The sequence below is a fragment of the Paractinoplanes globisporus DSM 43857 genome, assembly GCF_000379645.1.
Lineage (GTDB): Bacteria > Actinomycetota > Actinomycetes > Mycobacteriales > Micromonosporaceae > Actinoplanes > Actinoplanes globisporus.
Genome location: NZ_KB903306.1, coordinates 383,939 through 409,078 on the forward strand (window position 1 = coordinate 383,939; position 25,140 = coordinate 409,078).

Sequence of the window (25,140 nt, forward strand, 5' to 3'; positions counted from 1 at the left end):
CGCCCGGCCGCCGGACGCAGATGATCCTCACCACCGAGCGCCGTCGTCGGGGAGACCCCAGGGCGGCACCCCCATCTCGCGGAACGCGGCCGACGCCACCTCCCGCCATCGACCGGCCTCCACCGGGTCGGCCGTGCAGGCGGCGATACCGGCCAGGGAGCGGGCGGAGACGTACCGCGCGCCCAGCCCGTCGGCGATGCTCAGCGCCAGCCGAAAGTCCTCGAGCGCACCGGCCGGATCGCCGGCGATCTGGCGCGTACGGGCAAGATCGGTGAGGTAGAGAGCCTCGTGCAGTCGGTCGTGGTATCGCCGGGTGATCGCGATGGCCGCCTCGTGCTGCCGGATCGCCTCCGCATGACCGCCCTCGTCCCGCAGCGTGATGGCCTGCTCGTTGCGGCCGTCCGCCAGCGAGCCGAGGTGATCGGCCCTGGTCGCCTGCAGCATGACGGCATTGAAGAGCTGCCTTTGCCGATGCCCGCCGATCCCCAGCGCCCGCTTCGCCCGCTGGATGTGGGTCAGCGCGACCGACTCGGCCCCGGGATCCTTGTTGTCGATCGCGGCCAACAGGGACAGCCGGCCGGAGCGCAGCGAGTCCTCGTAGCGGCCGAGCCGGAGGTAGCCCTCGGCGAGGTTGTGGTGCTGCACCCGGGACGTGGTGCGGTCGCCGGCCAGGGCACGCAGCCGCAGCGACGCCCGCCCCGACGCGACGCACTCGGCAAAGCGGCCCAGCGCCGCGTAGACGCCGGCCCGGTTGCCCAGCGCCTTGGCCACCGCGCTCAGGTCGCCCAGTTCCTCGTGCACGCGTACGGATCGCTCGAGCAGGTCCAGCGCGGGCGGGAAGACGTTCATCCGCATGTACGCCGAGGCGAGGTAGTTGGCGAGGACCCCGACGCCCCGACGGTCACCGGCCTTCTCGACCACCGCCAGGCCCAGCCGGCACAGCGTCCCGATGTCGTCGCCGTAGCTGCGGCTGAACAGGTACCACCAGGCCGCCCGGGGGATCCACCAGGCGTAGGTGACGAAGCCAGCGCCGGCCGCGGCCTCGACGTACGAGGACAGCTGCGGGCGCTCCCACTCCAGCCGGGCCAGTGGGTCGGCGACGGCGGCCACCAGGTCGGGGCGCCGGGGTGTGGGACGGCCGAGATCCACGTCGAAGGCGATCCGCCGGGCGGGGGGATTCGACGCCGCGAACGCGTGCACCTGCAGGTCGAGGACCTCGCCGATCGCCCGGCGGCGCTCGTCGGCGGGCAGGTCGGCGGCGAGCGTGGCCGCGAACTCGCGCAGCAGCTCGTGCGGGCGGAAGATGCCGGGCTCGGGCTCGTCCAGCAGGTGCACGTCGATGAGGTCGTCGAGCAGGTCCTGCGCGTCGTCGAGCGGCAGCCCGGCGAGCGCCGCCGCGGCCGGGGCGTCGAAGCGCGGCGCGGGATAGAGGCCGAGCAGCCGGAACATCCGCTTCGCCCCGTCGGCGAGCTGCCCGTACGAGAGGGCGAAGGCGCTGCCGACCGAGCGGTCCTCGGCGGACAGCTCGGGCAGCGCCGACTCGCCGAGCCGGCGCACCAGGTCGGCGACCCGCCAGCGCGGCCGATGGGCGAGCCGCGCCCCGGCCAGCCGCAGCGCCAGCGGCAACCCGCCGCAGCGGCGCACCACCTCGGCGGTGGCCTCCGGCTCGGCCCGTACGCGATCACCCGCGATCCTCGCCAGCAGCGCCATCGCCTCGTCCAGGGCCAGCACCGGCAGCGATTCCGGGTACGCACCGTCCACTCCCGCCAGCCGCCGCCGACTGGTCACCAGCGCCAGCGTGCCCGGCGAGGTGGGCAGCAGGTCGGCGAGCTGCACGCTCGAGTACGCGTTGTCCAGCACCACCAGCACCCGTCGCCGGGACAGCTCGCTGCGCCACATCGTGACCCGGCCGTCCAGGTCGGCCGGCACCGCCTTGGCCGGGATGCCGAGCTGACGCAGCAGGATCAGCAGCGCCGCCGACGGCTCGACCGGCTCGCGCTCGCCGTAGCCGGACAGGTCGACGAAGAGATGCGCGTCGGGATACCGGTCGCCGACCAGCGACGCCACGTGCAGGGCGAGAGTCGTCTTCCCGCTGCCGGCCATCCCGTCGAGCAGCGCGATGACCGGCGACCAGTGACCGCCCCCCTCGATCATCCGGAGCAGCCGCCGGACCGCGTCGTCACGGCCGGTGAAGTCGCCGACCGTGCGCGGCAGGTTCCGGACCGGCGCCACTTCCGCCGCGTTGAGGATCCGCCGGTGCAGCTCCTGGAGATCCGGGCCCGGCTCGATGCCGAGCTCGTCGCGCAGCACCTCGCGGGCGCGGCGGAACTCGGCCAGCGCGTCGGCGGCCCGGCCCGCCCCGGCCAGCGCCCGGATCAACTGCCCGCGCAGCCGCTCGCGCAGCGGGAACCGCTCGACCGGCTCGGAGAGCGCGCCGATCAGCTCGCGGTCGTGGCCGGCGGCCAACTCGAGCTCGGCCCAGTCCTCGACGGCCGCCGCATATTGCTCGTCCAGCGCGGCCGCGGCCATGCACACCGGCCGGCTGTCGATGCCGACCAGCGCCGCGCCCCGCCACAGATCGAGCGCCTCGCGGAACAGTCCCGCGTCGCCCTCGGCCCGGGCCCGGGCGATCAACCGGGCGAAGACCAGGTAGTCCAGCTCGCCGGCGCCGACCCGCAGCCGGTAACCGGCCGGATCGGTGCCAATCGCGAAATCCGGCAGCACCCGGCGCAACCGGGAGACGCAGGCCTGCAGCTGAGCCCGGGCGGTCGACGGCGGATCGTCGCCCCACACCGCCTCGACCAGCTCGCCGACGCTCACCACCCGGTCGGTGTGCAGCAACAGCATCGCCAGCACGATCCGGTCCCGGCCCGCCGTCACGGCGGGCAGGAGAGGGCCCAGGATCCCGTACGTCATCCCGGCGCCGCCGCCAGGCGGCGCTCCACGTCGAACTGTTCCGGGACGCCCATCTCGCGGAAGTCGGCGAGAGCCGCCGTCCACGAGCGACGCGCCCGCTCCGGGTCGGTCTCGGCCAGGCAGGCGGCGATCCCGGCCTCGGCGCACGCGGCGACGTGGGTCGCGCCGAGCGTCTGGGCGTCCCGCAGAACCTGCCGGTGCAGGTCGAGCGCGCCGGCCCCGTCTCCGGTCAGGCCGCGGGTGATCGCGAGGTCGTACGTGAAGGTGGCCACGTAGAACGAGTCGGAGGTGTCGCGCATGATCGCGATCGCCGCCTCGTGCAGCGGAATGGCCTCGGCGAGACGGCCGAGCTCGCGCAGCACCAGTGCCTGTTCGTTGATCGCCTCGGCCTCGGCGGACCGGTTGCCGCTGCGCCGGGCCAGGCTCAGCGCGGCCGCCAGGTAGCGGTTCGACGTGGCGAAGGAGGCCAGGCCGAGCGCCCGTTTCTCCTTCTGGATGTTGGTCAGGGCGATTGAGCAGGCATCGAGGTCTCCGGAGTCGAGCGCCGCGAGCAGCCCCAGCCGGCGGTAGCGCAGCGCCTCCTCGTGCCGGCCGAGCTTCGCGTACCCCAGGGCGAGGTTGTGCAGCGGCGCGCGGGCCCGGTTCTGGTCGCCGGTCAGCGCACGCAGCCGCATGGACGCGTGGGCTGACTCCACACACTCGGCGAACCGCCCGAGCTCCTCGTAGATGCCGGCCCGGTTGCCGAGCGCTGTGGCGACCGCGCTCAGGTTGCCCAGCTCCTCGTGCACGCGCATCGAGCGATCGAGCAGGTCCAGGGCCAGCGGGAGGTCGCACAGCCGGATGTAGGCCGACGCCAGATAGTTGGTGACCACGGCGACTCCCGGCCGGTCGCCTGCCTGCTCGGCGATCGCCAGGGCCCTGGTGAACAGCGCCCGCAGGTCGTCGTTGTAGCCGCGGCTGAACAGGTACTTCCACGCCGCGCGCGGGATCCACCAGGCGTAGGTGGTCACGCCCGCGGCCGCCGCCGCGTCGACGTAGGCGCCCAGCTGGGGCCGCTCCCACTCGAGTCGCGCCAGCGGATCGGCCAGCTCGTCGGTCAGCTCGGGCCGCCGCGGCTCGAGCGCGCCGAAATCACGCCGCAGCACGCCCAGGTGGGCGGGTGGATAGGCCGCCACCAGCGCGTACGCCTGGAAGTCGAGCAACGCCACGATCGCGTCCTGCCGCTCGGCGGCGGCCAGGTCGGCGGCGAGCGCGGCGGCGAACTCGCGCAGCAGGTCGTGCAGCCGGAAGATGCCGGGCTCGGGCTCCTCGACCAGGTGCGCGTCGATCAGGTCGTCGAGCACGTCCTGCGCGTCGTCGAGCGGCAGCCCGGTCAGCGCCGCCGCGGCCGGGGCGTCGAAGCGGGGCGCGGGATACAGGCCGAGCAGCCGGAACATCCGCTGTGCCCGCTCCGCGAGCTGGCGGTACGACAGGGCGAAGGCGTTGGCCACCGAACGGTCCTCGGCGGACAGCTCGGGCAGCGCCGACTCGCCCAGCCGGCGCACCAGGTCGGCGACCCGCCAGCGCGGCCGATGGGCGAGCCGTGCCCCGGCCAGGCGCAGCGCCAGCGGCAACCCGCCGCAGCGACGCACCACCTCGGCGGCGGCCTCCGGCTCGGCCCGTACGCGATCACCCGCGATCCTCGCCAGCAGTGCCGTCGCCTCCGCGGCGGTGAGCACCGGCAGCGACTCGGTCTGCACGCCGTCGAGCCCGAGAAGCCGCCGCCGGCTGGTCACCAGCGCAAGCGTGCCCGGCGAGGTCGGCAGCAGGTCGGCGAGCTGGGCGCTGGACCGAGCGTTGTCGAAGACCACCAGCACCCGCCGCCGGGCCAGCTCGCTGCGCCAGGTCGTGACCCGGTCGCTCAGGTCGGCCGGCACCGCCTGGGCCGGGAGGCCGAGCTGCCGCAGCAGGATCAGCAACGCCGCCGACGGCTCGACCGGCTCGTGCTCGCCGTACCCGTGCAGGTCGATGAAGAGATGCGCGTCGGGATACCGGTCACCGACCAGGGACGCCACATGCAGCGCGAGGGTCGTCTTGCCGCTGCCGGCCATCCCGTCGATCACGGTGACGGCCGGGTCGCTCCGGTCCAGCCCGGCGAGCAGGCGGGCGACGACCTCCGCGCGGCCGGTGAAGTCGCCGACGGTGCGCGGCAGGCTGCGGACCGGCGCCGCCTCCGCCGTGCTGAGGATCCGCCGGTGCAGCTCCTGCAGCTCCCGGCCTGGTTCCATGCCCAGCTCGTCGAGCAGCACCCCGCGACCGCGGCGGAACTCGGCCAGCGCGTCGGCGGCCCGGCCCGCCCCGGCCAGCGCCCGGATCAACTGCCCGCGCAGCCGCTCCCGCAGCGGGAACCGCTCGACCAGCCCGGACAGCGGGCCGATCAGCTCGCGGTCGTGGCCGGCGGCCAACTCCAGCTCGGCCCACTCCTCGACGGCCGCCGCATATTGCTCGTCCAGCGCGGTCGCGGCCGTACGGACGGATCGGCTGTCGATGCCGACCAGCGCCTCGCCCCGCCAGAGATCGAGCGCCTGGCGGAACAGCGCCGGATCGTTCCCGGCCCGGGCCCGGGCGACCAGGCGCGCGAAGACCAGCGCGTCGAGCTCGTCGGCGCCCACCCGCAGCCGGTAACCGGCCGGATCGGTGCCGATCGCGAAATCCGGCAGCACCCGGCGCAAGCGCGACACGCAAGCCTGCAACTGTGCCCGGGCGGTCGACGGCGGATCGTCGCCCCACACCGCCTCGACCAGCTCGCCGACGCTCACCACCCGGTCGGTGTGCAGCAACAGCAACGCCAGCACGACCCGGTCCCGGCCCGCGGTGACCGCGGGCAGGAGGGGGCCAAGGATGCCGTACGTCACCCGGTCATCAACCCGCGCGGGAGTCGGGCGCGGTCACGCCCCGCAGTGATCGCCACTTGCTGTCCATCGCCGGTGACGGACAGTGGCCCAAAAATGCGGTACCGCACGGGAGCCACTCCGATCCGTGAAAATGCTCCCCGAGACTAGACCAGCCGGCGATAGCGGATCGACAGCGATCTGATAGCGGGAGACGGCAATCTATGCATGCGACGCCCCACCGCGGATGTTCCCAAGGCATCGCCCCAGCGTGGTGGGGTGTCGCACGCATTACGGGGGACGCGCAGCCCGCCCGTGTGGTCGCACACGGACGGGCTGTTCGTATCGCAATGATCACTCTCGGTTGGACGAGGCGCGTATCGGAACGTAACGTCGGCGAGGTTCGGACGCTCCCGACCGAGAAGGATCTCCTGATGCGACGCGCCATCCTGGCCGTGATCGCCGGCGGCACCCTGCTGACCGGCGCCGCCTGCGACAGCGACGCGAACGCCAAGACCGACGCCGCCGAGTCCACCCGCACGGCCGCCACCGCGGCGCCGAGCAGCGCGCCGACCGCCGACTACTCGGCCAGCACCAAGCTGGTCTGCGACAAGCTGCAGACGCTCTACACCGTGGAGCTGCGCGCGTTCGGCACGGCGATGGGCAAAATGGTCACCTACAAGGAGGCCAAGCAGACCGCCGACGCCGAGAAGGCCGAGGCCACGGCGGCCGGCCAGCTCAAGGCCGCGGCCACAAAGATCCGCAAGGAGACCGCCGCGGCCGAGGACCCGACCTTCCAGGCGGCCGGCAAGGTCTCCGCGTCCAAGCTGGAGACCAGCGCCGCCAACCGCCGCTACATGGACAAGGTCAAGTCCCTGGCCGACCTGGACAAGACCGTCCAGTCCCAGTTCGCCGAGTGGCTGACCCCGGTCGCCGGTTACTGCGGCTGAACGCAATCAACACTCCGTCGGACTCGCCCGCCGTCAGGGACCGATCCACAGCGCCAGCCAGCCCGCGACCATGCTGCTGACGCTGATCGCGAGCGAGAGCAGATCGATTCCCCTGGGCCGTGTCGGCTCGCCCGCCGCCTGACGCAGCACCGTGGACCGACCGGTCGGGGTATCGATAACGCGCCGCAGCACGATCACGGTCACGGCCAAAGATTCGCCCGAGACGATCGAAGGTGTGATGTGAGCACCCGATCAGCCATCCGTTGCCCGTGAGACGACACGATGCCACCCGCGCCCACCTCGACGCGGGCTACCTCTCCCGGATCGAGAACGGCAAGCTCCCGCCCAGCCCGGGACTCCCCCTCGCCCTCGACCAGGCGCTCGACACGGGCGACACCCTGGTCGCGCTGCTCGCCGGCGAGCCCGCGCCCCCATGGCGGCTGAACGACGACCTCTGGCGGCCCGAGGACTCCGAGCGGCTCGCCGACGCCGCGACGCGGGCGCTGCGGTTGTCGCGCGACGCGGGTTCGGCGCGAGCGGTGGAGCGCGTCAGCGAGGTGCGTATCGCGGCAACGCCTTCGAGGACGAGCTCGGCGGCGACGGCTAACGGCGGCCGATTGCCAGGACTGGCTTGGTTACCTCGGCGAAGAAGTCGTTGCCCTTGTCGTCGACGACGATGAAGGCGGGGAAGTCCTCGACCTCGATCTTCCAGACCGCCTCCATGCCGAGTTCGGGGTACTCGAGCACCTCGACGTGCCGGATGCAGTCCTGGGCCAGGCGCGCGGCCGGGCCGCCGATCGAGCCGAGGTAGAAGCCGCCGTACGACTGGCAGGCTTGGGTGACCTGGGCCGAGCGGTTGCCCTTGGCCAGCATGACCAGGGAGCCGCCGGCCGCCTGGAACTGCTCGACGTACGCGTCCATCCGGCCGGCCGTGGTCGGGCCGAACGAGCCGGACGCGTACCCCTCGGGGGTCTTGGCCGGTCCCGCGTAGTAGACCGCGTGATCGCGCAGGTACTGCGGCATCGGCTCGCCGGCCGCCAGCCGCTCGGAGATCTTGGCGTGGGCGATGTCGCGGGCCACGACCAGCGGGCCGGTCAGCGACAGCCGGGTCTTCACCGGGTACTGCGCCAGCTCGGCGCGGATCTCGGCCATCGGCCGGTTGAGGTCGACCCGGACGACCGGGCCCTCGTCGAGCTCGACGTCGGGCAGGAAGCGGGCCGGGTCGGGCTCGAGCCGCTCGAGCCACACGCCGGACGGAGTGATCTTGGCGAGCGCCTGGCGGTCGGCCGAGCAGGAGACGGCGATGGCGACCGGGCAGGACGCGCCGTGCCGGGGCAGGCGGATCACGCGTACGTCATGGCAGAAGTAGCGCCCGCCGAACTGGGCGCCGATGCCGAAGCCCCGGGTCAGCTCCAGCACCGCGGCCTCCAGCTCGAGGTCGCGGAAGCCGTGCGCGGACATCGTGCCGTGCCGGGGCAGGTTGTCGAGGTACTTGGCGCTGGCCAGTTTCGCGGTCTTGAGCGCGTACTCGCCGCTGGTGCCGCCGATGACGACGGCCAGGTGGTACGGCGGGCAGGCCGACGTGCCGATCAGGCGCAGCTTCTCGTCCAGGAACTCCATCATCCGCGCCGGGTTCAGCAGCGCCTTCGTCTCCTGGTACAGGTACGACTTGTTGGCCGAGCCACCGCCCTTGGCCATGAACAGGAACTTGTACGCGTCCGGCTGGCCGCCCGGGTCCTCCGCGTACAGCTCGATCTGGGCCGGCAGGTTGGAGCCGGTGTTCCGCTCGTCCCACATGGTCAGCGGCGCGAGCTGGGAGTACCGCAGGTTGAGCCGGGTGTACGCCTGGTACACGCCCTGCGCGATGGCCTCCTCGTCGGTGCCGTCGGTGAGCACGTGCCGCCCGCGCTTGCCCATCACGATCGCGGTGCCGGTGTCCTGGCACATCGGCAGCACGCCGCCGGCCGCGATGTTCGCGTTGCGCAGCAGGTCGAGCGCGACGAACCGGTCGTTCGGCGAGGCCTTCGGGTCGTCGATGATCGAGCGCAGCTGGGACAGGTGCGCCGGCCGCAGGAAGTGCGCGATGTCGTGCATCGCCTCGGCGGTGAGCTGCGTGATGACTGCCGGGTCGATCGTGAGGAACCGCCGGCCGCCCGGCCCGTTCACCACATCGACGCCCTCGTCCGTGACCAGTCGGTACTCGGTCAGGTCGTCGCCGATCGGCAACAGCGGCGAGTACGAGAATGCGGCGCCTCTGCTCATGACGGGCAAGCCTAGGACAGGCCCGCCTCGACATGCGAACCGCTCCGGCCGTACGCCACGTACCAGTTCGGTCAAGCAAACGGCAGGTAGGCCATGTCACGCCCGTCGACGGCGATCATTCCGCCCGGTCCGGCGGCAAAAATCTTGGCACTTGTCCGAACCTCGGCGTAGACCCGGCCGCTCGAGGGCGACACCGCGGTCACCCGGGCCGGCTTGACAGTGACGATGATCACGGCAGTCGGGCTCAGCGCGGCCGACGTGTCCGCGGTCGCCGGCCGGGTCCACGCGGTCCTCCCGGTCGACATCGAGAAGCCGCGCAGCGTCACCTTGTCGGCGCTGCGGATCACCGCGTAGCCGTCGTTGACCGCGAGCACCTCCTCGCCCTTGGCGCCGTGCCACAGCACCCGCCCGTCCCCGGCCGCGATCAGCTCCTGCTTCCCGAGCGGGTCGACGCCGAGCACCACGTCCTCGCCGCCGGCCGGGTCGCGGTCCTGCTTGCAGCCCGTTCCCGACGCGGTCCGCAGGTTGAGCCCGTCCCTCTTCCAGACCACGCCGTTGCCGGGCGGGTCGGTGGCGACCACGCCGTAGTAGCAGGTGCCGTCGCCGGCCGTCCCGGTTACCGTGAGCACCCGCCCACCCGCCACCGCGATCCGCTGGTCGACGGTGGGGTCGGCGGTCTGCACGAGCTTGCCGCTCGCGGTGTCGATGACCCGGACCTTGCCGTCGTCGGGCAGTCCGAGCAGCGCCGGCATCTCGCGCGGCCCGGCCACGTTGTCGTCGATGCCGTTGGCGGTCGTCGGGTTGGTGTCGGGCAGGTCGGGGTTGGCCGCGTCGAGCACGAAGCCGATCCCGCCGGTGCTGACCCGCCAGCGGGCATTGCCCTTGAGGTCCCAGGCGGTGAGCTCGCAGTCGCCGCCCTTGGCGCAGTGCAGGTCGAGGATGCCGGTGCGGTAGGTCCAGACCGCGGTGGCCTGGGTGTCGGTGCGCCGGGCGACGCCGGTGCGCGGGTCGAGCACCTGGTAGCCCTTGGTGAGCAGGCGTCCGGTGACCACCACGGCGTCGGTGCCCTCGCCGGCCACGGCCGCCCAGTCGGCGCTGCTGCTCCAGAGCTTGATGCCGGCGCCGAGCCCGTACGCCTCGACCGAGGTGCGGTACTCGACGATCACTGAGTCACCGGCGATCGTGACGTTCTGCGGGCTCCCACCGATCGTGGTCTGCCACTGGGAGACGCCGGCGGCGATCGGCTCGCTGGTGTTGATCCAGGCCCAGACCTGCGGCCACGGGTTCCAGACGTGCGTGGTCGCGAGCACCACGATCAGCACGATGGCGGCCAGCCCATAGCCCTTCCAGGGACTGCCACCCGACGCCATGCGCGACACGCTAACGACGTCAATCCCCCGCGCGATGGATCTCGATATGCCCGTGTCGATCCCTTATGTGCCGGATGCCGCTCTCACCAGCGGCAACGTGCGATAGGGGATCAGCTCGGCCAGCGCGATGATGGTCGATGCCCGGACAATCCCCTCGTAGCCGACGATCTGGTCGATCACCCGTTGCAGGTCGGCGTTCGAGCGGGCCACGATCCGGCAGAGCACGTCGCCGCTTCCGGTGATCGTGTGCGCCTCGAGCACTTCGGGGATCTCCGCGAGATGATCGGCGACCGCCTGATGCCCGTACCTCTGGCTGATCTCGAGGGTCACGAAGCTCATCACCCCGTACCCGATGGCCTCGGGAATGACCTCGGGCCCGAAGCCCTTGATCGCGCCACGCGCGATCAGCTTGTCCAGCCTGGCCTGAACGGTTCCGCGCGCGACCGCGAGACGCCGAGACATTTCCAGTACGCCGATGCGCGGTTCCGCTTCCAGATGTTCCACGATGCGCGCATCGAGTCCGTCAAGCTGGACAGTTTGCATGGTCATTACGGCAAGTTACCGTACGAGTTGCGCAGACTGCTCAGCAAAAATACCCACTGTTGCCCAGCGGTTCGGGCGAGAGCAGCCTCGGAACATGACGCTGAGCTTCTCAAAAGGCGGCTCCGCCGCACTGCAACAAGAAACCCAGATGAAGATGGAGCACGCGACCAAGAAAGCCGACGTCTTCCCCGTCAAGGGCGTCGACTACCTCCAGTTCCTCGTGGGCAACGCCAAGCAGGCCGCCCACTACTACTCCACGGCGTTCGGCATGACCTGCGTCGCCTACCGCGGCCCCGAGCAGGGCTACCGCGACCACGCCGAGTACGTGCTGGTCAGCGGCTCGGCCCGGTTCCTGGTCACGGGTGCCGTGCACACCGGCGCCCCCGGTTCCGACCACGTCACCAAGCACAGCGACGGCATCTACGACATCGCGCTCGAGGTGCCGGACGTCGATGCCGCCTACCTGCACGCGATCAACGCGGGCGCCCGCGGGGTCACCGAGCCGCACGACGTCAAGGACGAGCACGGCACGGTCCGGATCGCCGCGATCGCCACCTACGGCGACACGATCCACTCGCTGGTCGACCGGTCCGGCTACGACGGCCCGTTCCTGCCCGGCTTCGTCGCCCGCGAACCGATCGTCGACCGCGCCCCGGCGATCGAGGCCGGCCTGCAGCCCAAGCGCTACTTCCAGGCCGTCGACCACGTGGTCGGCAACGTCGAGCTGGGCAAGATGGACGAGTGGGTCGAGTTCTACGGCCGGGTCATGGGCTTCACGAACATGGCCGAGTTCATCGGCGACGACATCGCCACCGACTACTCGGCCCTGATGTCCAAGGTCGTCGCCGACGGCAGCCGCAAGGTCAAGTTCCCGCTGAACGAGCCGGCCGTGTCCAAGCGCAAGTCGCAGATCGACGAGTACCTCGAGTTCTACGGCGGCCCGGGCGCCCAGCACATCGCGGTCGCCACCAACGACATCATCGCGAGCGTGGACGCCATGCGGGCGGCCGGCGTCGAGTTCCTGGACACCCCCGACTCGTACTACGACGACCCGTCGCTGCGGGCCCGGATCGGTAAGGTGCGGGCGCCGATCGAGGAGCTCAAGAAGCGCAAGATCCTGGTCGACCGGGACGAGGACGGGTACCTCCTGCAGATCTTCACGAAGCCCGTGCAGGACCGGCCGACCGTGTTCTTCGAGCTGATCGAGCGGCACGGGTCGCTCGGCTTCGGCAAGGGCAACTTCAAGGCGCTCTTCGAGGCCATCGAGCGGGAACAAGAGCTGCGCGGAAACCTGTAACACTGTCCGCGTGACGCAGCCTCCGGGATACGGCCCACCGCATCCCATCCGCCCGCCGGCCCCGCAGTATCAGCCGCCGGCTCCCCACTACGGGCCATACCCTCCGCCGCCGGTCTACTACTACTGGCCGGGCCCGCCGCCACCACCGGTGAGCCCGGCCGGGGTGCCGCTCGCCGACTTCTGGATGCGCCTGGTCGCGTACATCATCGATGTCGTTCTGCTCTCGGTCGCGATCTTTGTCCTCTCGATCCCCGGCATCGTCGTGGTCTTCCGGCGCATCGACGACGTGGCGCTCTACAGCGACACCGACCCGACCCCGGTCTTCACCCACTTCTTCGTGCCGTTCCTGCTGCTCGAGCTGGGCATCATCATCCTCGGCATGATCGTCTACTACCTGTACGACGTCGAGTTCATGCACCGGACCGGCCAGACGATCGGCAAGAAGGCCATGAAGATCCGCGTGGTGCCCCTCGACCCGGCGCTCACGCTCACCCGCGGCATGGCCTTCCGGCGGTACCTGGTCCAGTACGTCTGCGGCTCCGTCGTCCCGTTCTTCAACTACCTCGACGGCCTGTGGCAGCTGTGGGACAAGCCGTACCAGCAGACCCTGCACGACAAGGCGGCACAGACCGTGGTGGTTAAGGTTTCCGCATGAGCTCTCTACCTCCCGGCTGGTACAAGGACCCGGCCGACACCACCACCCAGCGTTATTGGGACGGTGAGGGCTGGATCGGAAAGGCCATCCCGGCCGACGCGGTCCCACCGGACGGTCCGCCCCCGGCCGAGGAGGAGCCGCCCGTCGCCCCCGCCGCACCGGTCACGCCGGCCGACGCCCCGCCGGCGTGGATGCCACCGCCGCCGCAGGCGCAGGCCCCGCCCGGCTGGGGTCCCATGCCCCCACCACCGCCCGGCTGGCAGCCGCCTCCGGGCTGGCAGCCCCCGCCCGGTTGGCAACCCCCGCCGGGCTCGCCGATGCCGCCCGGCGTCCCGGTGCAGGCCTGGCAGCAGCTCCCGCCGGGCATGCGGATGGCCGCCCTGCCCTACCGCGTCGAGGCCCGCCCGCACGGCTTCGCCCTGGCCGGGCTCGGCCCGCGCCTGGTCGCCCGGCTGCTCGACATCGTCGCCGTGCTCCTGCTCAACGTCGTGGTCAACGGCTGGTTCGCGTACCAGTGGTGGCAGGAGTTCCTGCCGATCTGGCGCAACACCATGAACGCGGTGGCCAACGGCGACGACGCGATCAACGCCTCGCAGGGCTCCTCCCGTACGGACGGCCTGCTCTGGGTCATGCTGATCGTGGCCACCCTGCTTTGGCTGCTCTACGAGGCGCCGGCGATAGCGAGCAGCGGTCAGACCCTGGGTAAACGGATCATGCGGATCAAGGTCGTCGCGATCGAGAACACCGAGCCGCTCGGCTTCGGCCGCGCGTTCGGCCGCTGGGCTCGCCTCGGTCTGTGGACGCCCGCCTGGGCCTGCGCCGGTCTCGGACTGGTCCTCCAGTTCATCGATTCGCTGTCCCCGGTGTTCGATCAACAGCTCCGCCAGGCATATCACGACAAGACCGCACGAACCGTCGTGATAGCCCTGCCCCCGAAACAGCAGCACCCCGTAGACGCCTCGGTCGGCGGAAACGGCACCAGCAATTCGGAAGGCCATCCAACCGCCCCACCCGCCACCCATAACCGGAATGAAGGCCCTTAAATGACCCGCCTCACCCGCGCCGACCTGGACGGCCTGCCCTCGTACGTCCCCGGTCGCAGCCTGGCCGACCTGACTCGCGAGCTCGGCATCGCCGAGGCGATCAAGCTCGCCAGCAACGAGGTGCCGTACGGGCCGCTGCCCGGCGTGGTCGAGGCGGTGACCGAGGCGATGCTCTCCTCGCATCGCTACCCCGACATGGGCGTCGTCGAGCTGCGCGACGCCCTGGCCCGGCGGTACGGGGTCGCCGCCGACCGGATCGTGACCGGCTGCGGCTCGGTCGCGCTCACCGAGATCCTGGTGAAGGCGACCTGCCTGCCCGGTGACGAGATCGTCTACTCCTGGCGGTCGTTCGAGGCGTACCCGATCATCTCGGCCGGCGCGGGCGCGACCAGCGTGCGGGTGCCGAACACGGCCGGACACGGACACGATCTCGCCGCGATGGCCGACGCGATCACCGACCGCACCCGGCTCGCGATCGTCTGCAACCCGAACAACCCGACCGGCACCGCGGTCCGCAAGGCCGAGATCGACCGGTTCCTCGCCGACGTGCCCTCCGACGTGGTCGTGGTGCTGGACGAGGCGTACCGGGAAATGGTCACGGACCCCGACGTGCCGGACGCGATCGACACCTACGCCGACCGGCCGAACGTGGTCGTGCTGCGCACGATGTCGAAGGCGTGGGGCCTGGCCGGCCTGCGGATGGGCTTCCTGGTGGCCCAGCCCGAGGTGGCGGCCGCGATCCGCAAGGTGCTCACCCCGTTCTCGACGAGCCTGGTCGCCCAGGCCGCCGCGATGGCCGCCCTGACGCAGGAGGACGAGGTGAAGCGCCGCTGCGGCCTCGTCGTCGCCGAGCGGGCCCGGGTCACCGAGGCGCTGCGCAAGCTGCACCTGGACGTGCCGGAGAGCCAGGCGAACTTCGTCTGGCTGCCGCTGGGCGACCAGTCCGCCCAGTTCGGCGCCGTCTGCGAGGGGCGCGGCGTGATCGTGCGTCCGTTCCAGGGCGACGGCGTACGCGTCACGATCGGCACCCCCGAGGAGAACGACGCCTTCCTGGCCGCCGCCGAGGTCGCCCTCGAACAGCTCGCCTGAGCCACTAGTGGACGGGGACGGCGGCCAAATCTGCCTCGGCGGCGTCGTCCAGCCGCGCCGGGAACACGCTGCGGGCCGAGACCACCACGGCCAGCGCCACCAGGGCCAGACCGGCCGCGAGCAGCGGCAACGCGCCCAGGCGACCGGCCGAGGCGAACCGCTCGCCGACGAACGCCCCGCCGCCGATCCCGATCTGGAACGCCACCACGTACACCGCCGAGGCCGCGTCCCGGGCGCGCGGCGCGATCCGCAGCACCGTGGCGGCCAGGCAGACCGGGATCGCGCAGAACGCGCCACCCCACAGCAGCGTGGCCAGCACGGTGGGCACCGGGCCGAGCGGCGGGGCGAGCAGCGCGACCGCGACGGCCAGGACCGCGAGCAGCAGCGTCATCGCCGGTCCGGGCCGTCGGTCGATGTGCCGGCCGACCGCGTAGCCGGCGACCAGCGCGGCTCCTCCGTACCCCAGAAGCAAGGCACTCAGGCCGAACCCCTGCAATCCGCCATCGCGGCGGACGAGCGGGGCGATGTAGGTGTAGGCCGCGAAGTGGCCGATCACCAGGATGCCGGTGGTCGCGCAGAGCAGGGCCACCTTCCGGTCCCGGATGATCGCCACCGACGCCCGCAGCTGGGCGCCGACGCGGGTCTCCCGGTCGTGCGGCAGCGGGTCGAGCCGGGGCAGCACCCGGAGCAGCAGCACCACGCAGACCGCGGCACCGGCCGCCACCGTGCCGACCGCGACCCGCCAGCCCAGCCATTGGCCCAGCGCCGTGCCGACCGGTACGCCCGCCACGATGGCCAGCGAGTTGCCGATGAAGACCAGCGCGGTGGCCCGGCCGGCGTGTCCCGGCGGGGCGAGCCGGGCGGCGATCGGCCCGATGATCGACCAGAAGACGCCGTGCGCGAGCGCGCAGACCAGCCGCGTTCCCGACAGCACGAGGAAGGTCGGCGCCAGGCTCGCGGCACCCTGCGAGACCACGAAGATCGCCATGCTGATCGCGATCAGCGTGTGTCGGGGTATCCGCATGGTGAGCGCGGTGAGCGGGATCGTGCTGATCGCGGCGACCGCTGCGTAGCTTGTGAGCAGCAACCCGACATCCGCCTCGTCGACGTGCAGACCGCCGGCGATCTGCGGCAACAGGCCCACCGGCAGGGTCTCCGCGGTGACGAAGCAGAAGGCGGAGGCCCCGAGGACGGCCAGCGCCGGGCGGTTCATGCGCACTCTCGCAGATTAAGCTCTTGATCCGAGCAAATGAAGGGAACGGGATGTGACGACGCGCTCAACGGAACTTCTCCGGGTGGCCCACGCGCGCCCCGGCGTGACCCGGGCCGACGCCGCCCGCCTGCTCGGGGTCGGCACCGGCGCGGCCACCGAGATCGTCTCCCGGCTGGCCCAGCTGTCGCTGATCGCCGAACAACCGGCCGCGCCGAGCGGCACCCGAGGTCGCCCCACGACGATCCTGGTGCCGCATCCGGCCGGTCCGCTCGTGCTGGCCTGCGCGATCACCCACGAGGCCTGGCGGGTCGACGTCGTCGAGCTCGGCGGCGCCATCCTGGCCTCGTCATCCGGCCGGCACGCGAGCGCCGCGTGGGCCGAGGTGGTTGCCGCGGTCACGGTCGCGGTTCAAAGATTCCAGCAGACGTACGGGGGGAGACTGCGCGCGATGGGCGTCTCGGTACCCGGCACCGTCTCGCCCAGCCTGCGCCTGACCGCCAGCAACCTCGACTGGCACGACGCCGACCTGACCGCCCTCTGGCCCGGCCCGGTCCTGGCCGCCGGCAACGACGCCACCCTGGCCGCCACCGCCGAGTCCCACCGAGGCGCCGCGGTCGGCGCGACCGTAGCCCTCCACCTGCGCATCGAGGGCGGCCTGGGCGGCGCGGTGGTCGACCACGGCCGGTCCCTGCTGGGCGCCCGCGGCGCCGCCGGCGAGTTCGGCCACATGCCGTTCGGCGACCCCGCGATAGCCTGCCCCTGCGGCGCCCGAGGCTGCTGGGGCACCGCCGTCGACGGCACCGCCCTGGCCCGCCTGCTCAACACCCCCACCCCACCCGACCCGGTCACCTACGCCCGCCGCGTGATAGCCACCGCCGGCCGCGCCGAACTCGAGGCCGTCCGTATCGTGGCCGCCGCCCTCGGTCGCGGCATCGCCGGCCTGGTCAACGGCCTCGACCCCGACCTGGTCACCCTCGGCGGCATCGGCGTCGACCTGCTGACCACCGTCCCGGAGGAAATCGACAAGGCCTACCGCGCAGGCCTGATGCCGGTGCACCGAGCCGCGCCCCCACCGATCCTCCCCGCCACCCTGGCCGACGACGGCCCGATCGCCGGCGCCGCCGAGGAGGCCTGGTCCCGCCTGCTACCCGAGCTCGCCTGACCCCCACCGCCGAGCCGCTGCCGCGGAAGGCCGCCCAGAACGCTCAGCAGGCCACCAGGCGCGATTCTCAGCACCTTTGCTCTGCTCACCTATACGCGCAGCTCTGCTCACCCGGAGGAAGCAACACGGCACGGCCGTCACACGAGTGCGCGTATAGGTGAGCAGAGCAAAGTCCCTCGCGGCGAGTGGCCACCCGCCGGACGAAACGGCCTAGGTGTTCTGCCCACGGACGTCGGTAACGCTGCGGAATTCCGGAAATAGGTGAGGACCTCCAGGCGGAGCGGAGCTTGTCGAGAGTTCCGTTCACCCCGGGAGGTCCCGGCTCTGGCACACCACCTGCGCCACCGGCGGCCCACCCGCCGGCCGCGTCCGCAACCTCACTGGGCAGAACACCTAGGTGCGGTTCCAAGTCCAGGCGTAGCCGGTGTCCTCGACCGACACGCCCGCCTCGCACAGGTCGAGCGGTCGGAAAGTGTCGACCATGACCGCCAGCTCGTCGAAGGCCTCGACGCCCAGGGCCCGTTCGACAGCGCCCGGCTGCGGGCCGTGGGTGAAGCCGCTCGGGTGCAGCGAGATCGAACCCTGCTCGATGCCGGAGCCGCGCCGGGCCTCGTAGTTGCCACCGGTGTAGAAGAGCACCTCGTCCGAGTCGACGTTGTGGTGGTTGTACGGCACCGGGATCGCCAGCGGGTGATAGTCGACCTTGCGGGGGACGAACGAGCAGACCACGAAGTTGGGCCCCTCGAAGGTCTGGTGCACCGGCGGCGGCTGGTGCACGCGGCCGGTGATCGGCTCGAAGTCGTGGATCGAGAACGCCCACGGGTACAGGCAGCCGTCCCAGCCGACCACGTCGAACGGGTGATGCGCGTAGACGTGCCTGGTCCAGCCGGCGCGGTGCTTCACGTACACCTCGACGTCGGTCTCGTCGACCAGGAGCGTGTCGTCGGGGGCGCGCTGGTCGCGCTCGCAGTACGGCGAGTGCTCGAGGAACTGGCCGCGCACCGAGAGGTAGCGCCGCGGCGGGCCGATGTGCCCGGTGGCCTCGATCGTGAGCATCCGCACCGGGCGGCCGTGCGGCACGATCCGGTGAACGACCGACGTCGGGATTATCACGTAGTCGCCGCTGCCGACCTCCATCCGGCCGAACGTCGACTCGATGATCGCGGTGCCCTCCTCGACGTAGAGGCACTCGTCGCCGACCGCGTTGCGGTACAGCGGGGACGGCCGGTCGGCGATCACGTACCCGATCCGGACGTCGTTGTTGGCGAGCAGTTGTCGCCGGCCCAGCACCGCGTCGGCGGGCCCCTCGTCGAGCTTGTGTGTGCGCAGGTGCCGTGGCTTGAGCGGCAGGTTCGGGGTTTGCGCCGCGGCCGGCGGCGTGAACTCGTCGGCGGAGACGATCGCGGTCGGCGCGTGCCGGTGATAGAGCAGGGACGAGTCGGAGGAGAAGCCCTCCTGGCCCATGAGCTCCTCGGCGTACAGGCCGCCGTCGGGACGCCGGAACTGAGTGTGCCGCTTGTGGGGCACCTCGCCGACGCTGCGGTAGTAGGGCATCGTTGCCTCCCACCCGGATAGGTCGGTGAAAACCGACATAGCGGACGTGGTTGTCCGCTTCTCGAAGCGTCCATTAGGTTCAGTTTCGTGTCAACGCTGGTGCCTACGCTGTTCTCCGGGCTGGTCGATGACGCGTCCCTGCTCCCGCCCAGCTTCATCAGCCTGCCCGACGCGGTGGCCAAGCACACCGAGCATCGAGCGTCGTGGTTCGCCCGGCTGCTCGGTCCGCTGCTGGTGCCCGCGTCGGTGATCGGCGCCGAGCTGCCGGCCCGGGAGCTGCCGGTCGCGCTCGTCGGCGACGTCCCGGTGAGCGCGGTCCCGGCCGCCGTGGAAAAGCTGCGCGCGTCGGGCGCGGTGGTCTTCCACTTGGAGGCGCCGGTGGCCCGTCGCGGCGAGGACCCGCAGCCCGGCCTGGCCGGCCTGCGCACGCTGGCAAGCAACGACAAAGACCTCGAGGTGTACGCCGAGATCCCGCTCAGCTGGGGACTGCTCGGCGCCCTCGACACGGTCGCCGAGTGTCGCGCCGAGGGACTGCGGATAGCTCCCAAGTTCCGGGTCGGCGGGCTCGCGGCCGAGCTGTTCCCCACCCCGGTCGAGCTGGCCGCCGTGCTGTGCGCCTGCCGCGACCGGGAGCTGCCGTTCCGGCTGGCGGCGGGCCTGCGCCACGCGATCCGGCACACCGACCCCGAGACCGGCTTCACCCACCACGGCTTCCTCAACGTGCTCTCCGCCGCGATCCTCGCGACCGACGGCGCCGAGGTGGCCGAGGTCGCCGAGGTGCTGGCGGCCACCCACCCGGTGCCGCTGGTCGAGCCAGCCCGGTTGCGCCGCGACGGCACCCGGCCGCTGTTCGTCGGCTTCGGCGCGGCCAACGTGGTCGAGCCGCTGACCGAGCTCATCCGGCTCGGACTGGTCAACGGGGGTCAGGAATGAGCCGCTTCGGCATCGAAAATCTTCCGTACGGTGTGTTCAGCCAGCCCAACGAGCGCCGGCGTCTCGGCGTACGCCTGGGGTCGTCGGTTGTTGATCTTTCGTTGTTGGGCGGTCTGCTCGATCATCAGACGCTGAACCCGCTGATGGCGGCCGGCCCGGCAATGTGGACGGAGTCGCGTGAGCGGGTCGTGGAGCACGTGGCGGCGGGGGCCGATCGCATCCCGCTCAGCGAGGTGACCCTGCACCTGCCGTTCGAGGTGGCCGACTACACCGACTTCTACTCCTCTGAGCAGCACGCGCTGAACGTGTCGGCGATCCTGCGCCCCGACTCGCCCGGCCTGCCCGAGCACTGGCGGCACCTGCCGATCGGCTATCACGGTCGATCGAGCACGGTGGTCGTCTCCGGCACCCCGATCCGGCGGCCGTCGGGGCAGCTCGGTCCCGGTGTGTTCGGGCCCAGTCGGCGGCTCGACATCGAGGCCGAGGTCGGCTTCGTGGTCGGCGTCGGCGGGCGGCGCATCGGCACCGGCGACTTCGCCGAGCACGTCTTCGGCGTCACGCTGGTCAACGACTGGTCGGCCCGCGACATCCAGGCCTGGGAGTACCGCCCGCTGGGCCCGTTCCTGGCCAAGTCGTTCGCCACCTCGATGTCGCCGTGGGTGGTGCCGCTCTCGGCGCTGGCGGGGGTGGATTCCCCGCCGCAAGATCCGGAACCGCTCGACTACCTCCGGCCGGCCGGTCCCGCGTACGACCTGCGGCTTTCGGTCGAGTGGAACGACACCCGGGTCTCGTCGCCGCCGTTCCGGTCGATGTACTGGACGGCGGCCCAGCAGCTCGCCCACCTGACCAGCAACGGCGCGTCCGTGCGTACCGGCGACCTCTATGCCTCGGGCACCGTCTCGGGCGACCGGCGCGACGAGGTCGGCTCCTTCCTCGAGCTCACCCGGAACGGCCAGGAGCCGGTCAAGCTCACCGATGGCAGCGTCCGCGGTTTCCTCGAGGACGGCGACAAGATCACCATCAGCGGTACGACGATCGGCGCGGCCGGCGTCGAAATCGGTTTGGGCGAAGTGACCGGAACGATCCTCCCCTAGAACTGATCGCTTTACCCTCGTAGCGTGTACGCGGGAGGTCACGCTATGTCGACGGTCGCGGTGACACGGTTGATCGAGGCGCCCGTCGCGGCGGTCTGGCAGGTGTTCACCGATCTGAGCCGCCGGCGCGAGTGGTTGTCGGCCGTCGCCGCCGTCGAGGTGCTCGGCACCGGCCCGTTCGGGGCGGGCACCGCCTGGCGGGAGACCCGCCGGATGGCCGACGGCGGCGAGATCACCGAGGAGTTCCGGGTGCTCGAGTGCATCATCCCGGAACGGTTCGTGGTCACCTCGCCGGGCATCGGCGCCGACTACCGGATGACGTACTCGTTCATGCCCGTCGTGGCCGGGCGGCATCGCGGCGGCACGATGGTCACCGTGGTGCAGGACGGCGGCGCGACCGCCCCGGCCGGGCGTTTCCTCGCGCTGATCTTCGGCGGGCTCGCGGCCGGTACCGCCGAGGGCGCCCTCCGCCGCGACCTCGACGATCTGGCCGCAGTGGCCTGACATAGTCTTCCCCGGTGTCACGAGTGCTCCTGCGGTCGCTGTTAGCGCTGGTCGTGACGGCCGCAGCGGTGCTGGTCGGCTGGCGCGTGCTGGCGCCGGCCGAGGTTCTCGCCACCGTCAAGCCGCCCTATCCGACGGTCGCGACGCCCTGGCCGCACGTCACCGGGCACACGCCGGTGGCGCCGCTGATCGTCGCCGACCGGGTGCGCGTCTACGCCTCGAAACGGCAGATCCGCGCCGATGCCCCGGTCGACGCCAAGACGGTCTACACCGCGATCTGGTCGTTCCGCCGCTGGCCCGCGCAGTTGTCCGGGGCGGTCGCGTCCGGCCGCACGGTGATCAGCCGCTGGTCGGATGGCGATCTCGTGGCGATCGACGGCGTCACGGGAAAGATCGTCTGGCGCGCCTCCGGCCCCGCGGCGCCGGGTTACTCCGGCCATCGCACCGGTTCCAGCACTGTCTGGGCTCCGGAGGGCCTGCGATTGGCCGGGCCGAGCGTGCTGGTCACCGCCGGTGGTCAGATTTTCGCGTACGAGGTGAGCACCGGAACCCGCCGTTGGGTCTCCGCGACCGCCTGCGGCGACGGCTTCACCACCGCCGGCGGGCAGTTGGTCTGTCCGTCGGGCCTCGTCGACGCGGCCACCGGTTCGGCGGTCGCCTCGGCCGCCCCCGGCCCGTACACGGCGATCGGCTGCGATGTCGCCTCCTCGCGGTGCGCCGGGGTGCGCGACGCCGCCGGCCACGGCTGGCTGACGACCGGCCCTACCCCGGTGCGCGCCCCCGCCCTCGACCGTCCGGACGCCACGATCGCGGCCGGCCTGGTCTTCTACCCCGACGGGAACGTCCTGCGCGCGGTCGACCCGGCGACCGGCGCCACGCGGCACGAGTTCCCGGCGGCCCAGGTGCTCGGCGTCTCGTCGGGCCAGGTCGTGCTGCTGACCGCCGGCCGCAACCTGATCGAGGTCGACCCGGGCACGGGCGCGACGGTCGCCCAGTTCCCGATGGCGTACGAGTCCGAGAGCCGGACGTGGGACCCCGGCCGCTGGCAGGTCACCGACCAGTACGTGGCCGTCGAGCGCCTCGCCCAGGACGGCCCCGACAACCCGGACACCCCCGGCTACTACTTCTCGGTCGAGACGGTGGTCATCGCCGAGCTGTGACTACTGTGGGTCCCATGGCGGAACCGCGGGTGGTGCTGACCGGAATCGTGATGGGCGAGTCGGTCCGGTGGCACGACGGCAAGCTTTGGTTCTGCGACTGGGCCGCCGGCGAGGTGATCCGCCTCGACTCCGGCGAGCCCACGGTGGTGACCCGGATGACCGGCCTGCCGTTCTGCATCGACTGGCTGCCCGGCGGCGAGCTGCTGATCCTCGACGGCCCCGGCGCCCGGCTGCTGCGCGACGGCGCCGAGCACGCCGACCTCTCACCGATCGACGGCGCCCACCCGTGGAACGACATCGCCGCCGACTCCCGAGGCAACGCGTTCGTCAACAACATCGGCTACGACTTCCCGGCCGGCCCGCCCGCCCCGGGCCTGGTCGCGGTCGTGACCCCCGACGGCAAGGCCCGCCCCGTCGCCGACGGCCTGCTCTTCCCGAACGGCATGGCGGTCACCCCCGACGACGCCACGCTGATCGTCGCCGAGTCCCACGCGGCCCGCCTCACGGCCTTCGACATAGCCCCCGACGGCACCCTGTCCAACCGCCGAGTCTGGGCCGACCTCCCCGGCAGCGCCCCCGACGGCATCTGCCTCGACGCCACCGGCGCCGTCTGGTATGCCGACGTCCCCAACCAGCACTGCCGCCGAGTCCGCGAGGGCGGCGAGGTCCTGGCCACGATCCCGCTCCCGGACGGCGCCTTCGACTGCGCCCTGACCGACGACCAGCAGACCCTCTACGCCGTGACCGCCGACTACACCGACCCCCAGGCGATGTTCACCGGCCACACCGGCCGCCTCTTCGAGATCTCCCTGGCCGCCAATTAGTCCGCGGACGTTAGTTGTCTCCGGGTCGCCTGGCAGACAAGATGCCGCCAGCTCGACGTACTCCTTCTCGAAGGTGACGCCGTTCGACCCCGCGCAAGCCGTCGGGTCGTGAGGGGGTCGCCGGTGGCCCGGCCCGGCCGGCCAGCGGCTCGACCGTCCAAACTCGCTTGTCGCCGCCGTTGCGGTTCTGTTGGTGGGGGTGTTTTCGGCCCTTGCCCGTCGGCACCTCGACCGTGAGAATCGCCGCGCCGAGCCCCTGAGCCGACGCCGCCCCAACCACCTTCGACAACTGACCGACAAGGTGCCCGGGGCCGGATTTGCCGGCCCCGGGCACATATCAGCCGATGTGGTACGGGTCGCCGTAGACCTTGAAGTCGAGCGGCGTGTTCAGGTCGAAGTTGCCGTTGTTGAGGAAGACCCGCTGGGCGGTGTCCACACGGGACGTGTCCGAGTGGGCCTCCTCCTTCTTCATCTCCACGACCCGCTCGTCGAGGAACGCGTTGAGCCAGGCCCGCTCGTCACCGCCCTGCGACGGTGGCTTGGCCTTGGCCAGCGCGCGGCTGCGGATGGACCGCATGCCGTCGTAGCCGTGCATGACCGCGGCGTCGTAGTACATGAATTGGCCGAGCGCCCGCACACCGTCGGACTTGCCGTCCCGCACCGACGGAGTGAAGTACACCCGGTCGCGCTCGGCCTCCTGCGCGGCCTGGAACAACGAGTCGGCCGCGGCCGTCTTCCAGTCCCTGGTGAAGTTCGGGTCGAGGCCGGTGTGCGAGTCGGTGCCGTCCACGTTGCGCAGCGCCGGGAGGTACTTGGCGAGCACATTGGACGGCTTGGTGTTCGTGTACGCCTGCACCAGTTCCAGCATGTCCCCGGTCCCCGAGCAGAACCCGATGATCCCGGCGGTGTAGCCCCGCCCGTCACCGATGTCCTCGATGTAGGAGAACTGGGCACGCCAGTCGAGAGACGAGTTCTCGGCCGCCGAGACGATCTCCATGGCGACTTCCTTCTTCGCCGGATCGTCCAGGTTCTTGCCCGAAGGGGCAGAAGTGGCCGGAGTTGTGGGTGTAGTTCCGCCGGGCACGGTCCAAGTCTGGTTCGCCGTGTTCGTGCACGTCCAGATCTGCAGCCGGGTGCCGTTCGCCGAGCTCTTGCCGGTGGCGTCGAGGCACTTGCCCGACCCGGTGTTGACCAGCGCGCCGTTGCTGACGGTCCACTTCTGGGCGCCGGTGGCGTTGCAGTCGTAGAGCTGAATCTTGGCTCCGTTCGTCGTCGATCCGGAGGCGACGTCCATGCACTTGCCCAGCGCCCGGATCGATCCGTCGGGGTTGCCGATCGACCACTGCTGCGCTGAGCTGCCGTTGCAGTCGTACAGCTGCACGGCCGTGCCGTTGGCGCTGCTGGCGCCGGCGACGTCGATACATTTGCCACCGAGGCCGGTGATCGGCCCGGCGGTGGCGGCGCTGGCCGGAAGCAGTCCGTAAATCACGGCTGCAGCGGGGACGGCCAGACCCAATGAGGCGTACGCGAGTCTCCTCACGCGTTTCATGGCGCTCCTCGATGAGGGGGAATACGGGGATGGCGCGCGCGATGGGTCGAGACGCTACAACTGTTAAAGAGGTTTATCAATACCTGTCGATGACGAGGTCTAGGCTGCGTGACGTGGCCCTTGACACAGGTCCGGCCCGTGCCTACCGTCCG

General features: G+C 71.4%; 20 protein-coding genes and 1 pseudogene. 12 read left to right on the top strand and 9 right to left on the bottom strand.

The features are described from left to right. Positions 1 to 27 precede the first annotated feature (27 nt). Entirely contained in the window at positions 28 to 2,916 is a 2,889-nt protein-coding gene (locus A3CQ_RS0122140) for an AfsR/SARP family transcriptional regulator (protein ID WP_020513137.1), read from the bottom strand. Continuing rightward, positions 2,913 to 5,810 (bottom strand): AfsR/SARP family transcriptional regulator, encoded by a 2,898-nt coding sequence (locus A3CQ_RS0122145; protein WP_020513138.1) that lies wholly within the window; start codon positions 5,808 to 5,810, stop codon positions 2,913 to 2,915. The genes A3CQ_RS0122140 and A3CQ_RS0122145 overlap by 4 nt, the downstream gene beginning before the upstream one ends. A gap of 410 nt (positions 5,811 to 6,220) precedes the next feature. On the opposite strand from A3CQ_RS0122145, the gene A3CQ_RS0122150 reads away from it, so the two are divergent. Then, positions 6,221 to 6,736, top strand: coding sequence for a hypothetical protein (locus A3CQ_RS0122150; protein WP_020513139.1), 516 nt, complete (start codon positions 6,221 to 6,223; stop codon positions 6,734 to 6,736). 33 nt (positions 6,737 to 6,769) lie between these two features. Here the strand turns inward: A3CQ_RS0122150 and A3CQ_RS60955 are convergent, their stop codons facing one another. Beyond that, complete coding sequence (locus A3CQ_RS60955) at positions 6,770 to 6,940, bottom strand: hypothetical protein (protein ID WP_157296144.1); 171 nt, start codon at positions 6,938 to 6,940, stop codon at positions 6,770 to 6,772. Positions 6,941 to 7,005: 65 nt separating this feature from the next. Between A3CQ_RS60955 and A3CQ_RS64435 the strand changes: the two genes are divergently transcribed. Beyond that, positions 7,006 to 7,416: a helix-turn-helix domain-containing protein gene (locus tag A3CQ_RS64435; RefSeq protein ID WP_505558654.1), complete on the top strand. Its 411-nt coding sequence runs from the start codon at positions 7,006 to 7,008 to the stop codon at positions 7,414 to 7,416. Here A3CQ_RS64435 and A3CQ_RS0122160 read toward each other — a convergent pair. From A3CQ_RS0122160 to A3CQ_RS0122170, 3 genes are all read right to left on the bottom strand, one after another. Beyond that, a complete protein-coding gene (locus A3CQ_RS0122160) occupies positions 7,340 to 8,998 on the bottom strand; it encodes a fumarate hydratase (protein WP_020513141.1) in 1,659 nt (552 codons plus the stop codon). The two genes, A3CQ_RS64435 and A3CQ_RS0122160, sit on opposite strands and share 77 nt — an antisense overlap. 71 nt (positions 8,999 to 9,069) lie before the next feature. Continuing rightward, positions 9,070 to 10,368: a PQQ-binding-like beta-propeller repeat protein gene (locus tag A3CQ_RS0122165; RefSeq protein ID WP_020513142.1), complete on the bottom strand. Its 1,299-nt coding sequence runs from the start codon at positions 10,366 to 10,368 to the stop codon at positions 9,070 to 9,072. 63 nt (positions 10,369 to 10,431) lie between these two features. Further along, positions 10,432 to 10,917 (bottom strand): Lrp/AsnC family transcriptional regulator, encoded by a 486-nt coding sequence (locus tag A3CQ_RS0122170; protein ID WP_026206021.1) that lies wholly within the window; start codon positions 10,915 to 10,917, stop codon positions 10,432 to 10,434. Between the two features lie 142 nt (positions 10,918 to 11,059). Between A3CQ_RS0122170 and hppD the strand changes: the two genes are divergently transcribed. From hppD to hisC, 4 genes are read left to right on the top strand one after another with little or no spacing between them, the layout of a single operon-like run. Then, positions 11,060 to 12,208: a 4-hydroxyphenylpyruvate dioxygenase gene (hppD, locus tag A3CQ_RS0122175; protein WP_020513144.1), complete on the top strand. Its 1,149-nt coding sequence runs from the start codon at positions 11,060 to 11,062 to the stop codon at positions 12,206 to 12,208. 10 nt (positions 12,209 to 12,218) lie between these two features. Further along, positions 12,219 to 12,863, top strand: coding sequence for an RDD family protein (locus A3CQ_RS53645; RefSeq protein ID WP_245577298.1), 645 nt, complete (start codon positions 12,219 to 12,221; stop codon positions 12,861 to 12,863). Beyond that, positions 12,860 to 13,906: an RDD family protein gene (locus A3CQ_RS0122185; RefSeq protein WP_020513146.1), complete on the top strand. Its 1,047-nt coding sequence runs from the start codon at positions 12,860 to 12,862 to the stop codon at positions 13,904 to 13,906. The genes A3CQ_RS53645 and A3CQ_RS0122185 overlap by 4 nt, the downstream gene beginning before the upstream one ends. Next, positions 13,907 to 14,995 (top strand): histidinol-phosphate transaminase, encoded by a 1,089-nt coding sequence (gene hisC, locus A3CQ_RS0122190; RefSeq protein ID WP_020513147.1) that lies wholly within the window; start codon positions 13,907 to 13,909, stop codon positions 14,993 to 14,995. A 4-nt stretch (positions 14,996 to 14,999) separates the two neighbouring features. Here the strand turns inward: hisC and A3CQ_RS0122195 are convergent, their stop codons facing one another. Continuing rightward, positions 15,000 to 16,208 (bottom strand): MFS transporter, encoded by a 1,209-nt coding sequence (locus A3CQ_RS0122195; protein WP_020513148.1) that lies wholly within the window; start codon positions 16,206 to 16,208, stop codon positions 15,000 to 15,002. 52 nt (positions 16,209 to 16,260) lie between these two features. Between A3CQ_RS0122195 and A3CQ_RS0122200 the strand changes: the two genes are divergently transcribed. Further along, positions 16,261 to 17,370 (top strand): ROK family protein, encoded by a 1,110-nt coding sequence (locus tag A3CQ_RS0122200; protein ID WP_026206022.1) that lies wholly within the window; start codon positions 16,261 to 16,263, stop codon positions 17,368 to 17,370. Between the two features lie 393 nt (positions 17,371 to 17,763). Here the strand turns inward: A3CQ_RS0122200 and A3CQ_RS0122205 are convergent, their stop codons facing one another. Beyond that, positions 17,764 to 18,924, bottom strand: a complete 1,161-nt coding sequence (locus A3CQ_RS0122205; protein ID WP_026206023.1) for a homogentisate 1,2-dioxygenase — start codon at positions 18,922 to 18,924, stop codon at positions 17,764 to 17,766. Positions 18,925 to 19,011: 87 nt separating this feature from the next. Between A3CQ_RS0122205 and A3CQ_RS0122210 the strand changes: the two genes are divergently transcribed. From A3CQ_RS0122210 to A3CQ_RS0122230, 5 genes and pseudogenes are all read left to right on the top strand, one after another. Beyond that, positions 19,012 to 19,857 carry a hypothetical protein gene (locus tag A3CQ_RS0122210; RefSeq protein ID WP_026206024.1) on the top strand — a complete coding sequence of 282 codons (846 nt, stop codon included), beginning with the start codon at positions 19,012 to 19,014 and terminating at the stop codon, positions 19,855 to 19,857. Then, positions 19,829 to 20,951: pseudogene (locus A3CQ_RS0122215) on the top strand (fumarylacetoacetate hydrolase family protein); the annotation flags it as partial. The gene A3CQ_RS0122210 and the pseudogene A3CQ_RS0122215, both read left to right, overlap by 29 nt. Positions 20,952 to 20,996: 45 nt before the next feature. Continuing rightward, positions 20,997 to 21,455 carry an SRPBCC family protein gene (locus A3CQ_RS0122220; protein WP_020513153.1) on the top strand — a complete coding sequence of 153 codons (459 nt, stop codon included), beginning with the start codon at positions 20,997 to 20,999 and terminating at the stop codon, positions 21,453 to 21,455. Between the two features lie 14 nt (positions 21,456 to 21,469). After that, complete coding sequence (locus A3CQ_RS0122225) at positions 21,470 to 22,615, top strand: outer membrane protein assembly factor BamB family protein (RefSeq protein ID WP_026206025.1); 1,146 nt, start codon at positions 21,470 to 21,472, stop codon at positions 22,613 to 22,615. 14 nt (positions 22,616 to 22,629) lie between these two features. Further along, entirely contained in the window at positions 22,630 to 23,439 is an 810-nt protein-coding gene (locus tag A3CQ_RS0122230) for an SMP-30/gluconolactonase/LRE family protein (protein WP_020513155.1), read from the top strand. A 337-nt stretch (positions 23,440 to 23,776) separates the two neighbouring features. Here A3CQ_RS0122230 and A3CQ_RS0122235 read toward each other — a convergent pair whose 3' ends face one another. Beyond that, positions 23,777 to 24,988, bottom strand: coding sequence for a chitosanase (locus A3CQ_RS0122235; protein WP_040432667.1), 1,212 nt, complete (start codon positions 24,986 to 24,988; stop codon positions 23,777 to 23,779). Positions 24,989 to 25,140: the final 152 nt, after the last annotated feature.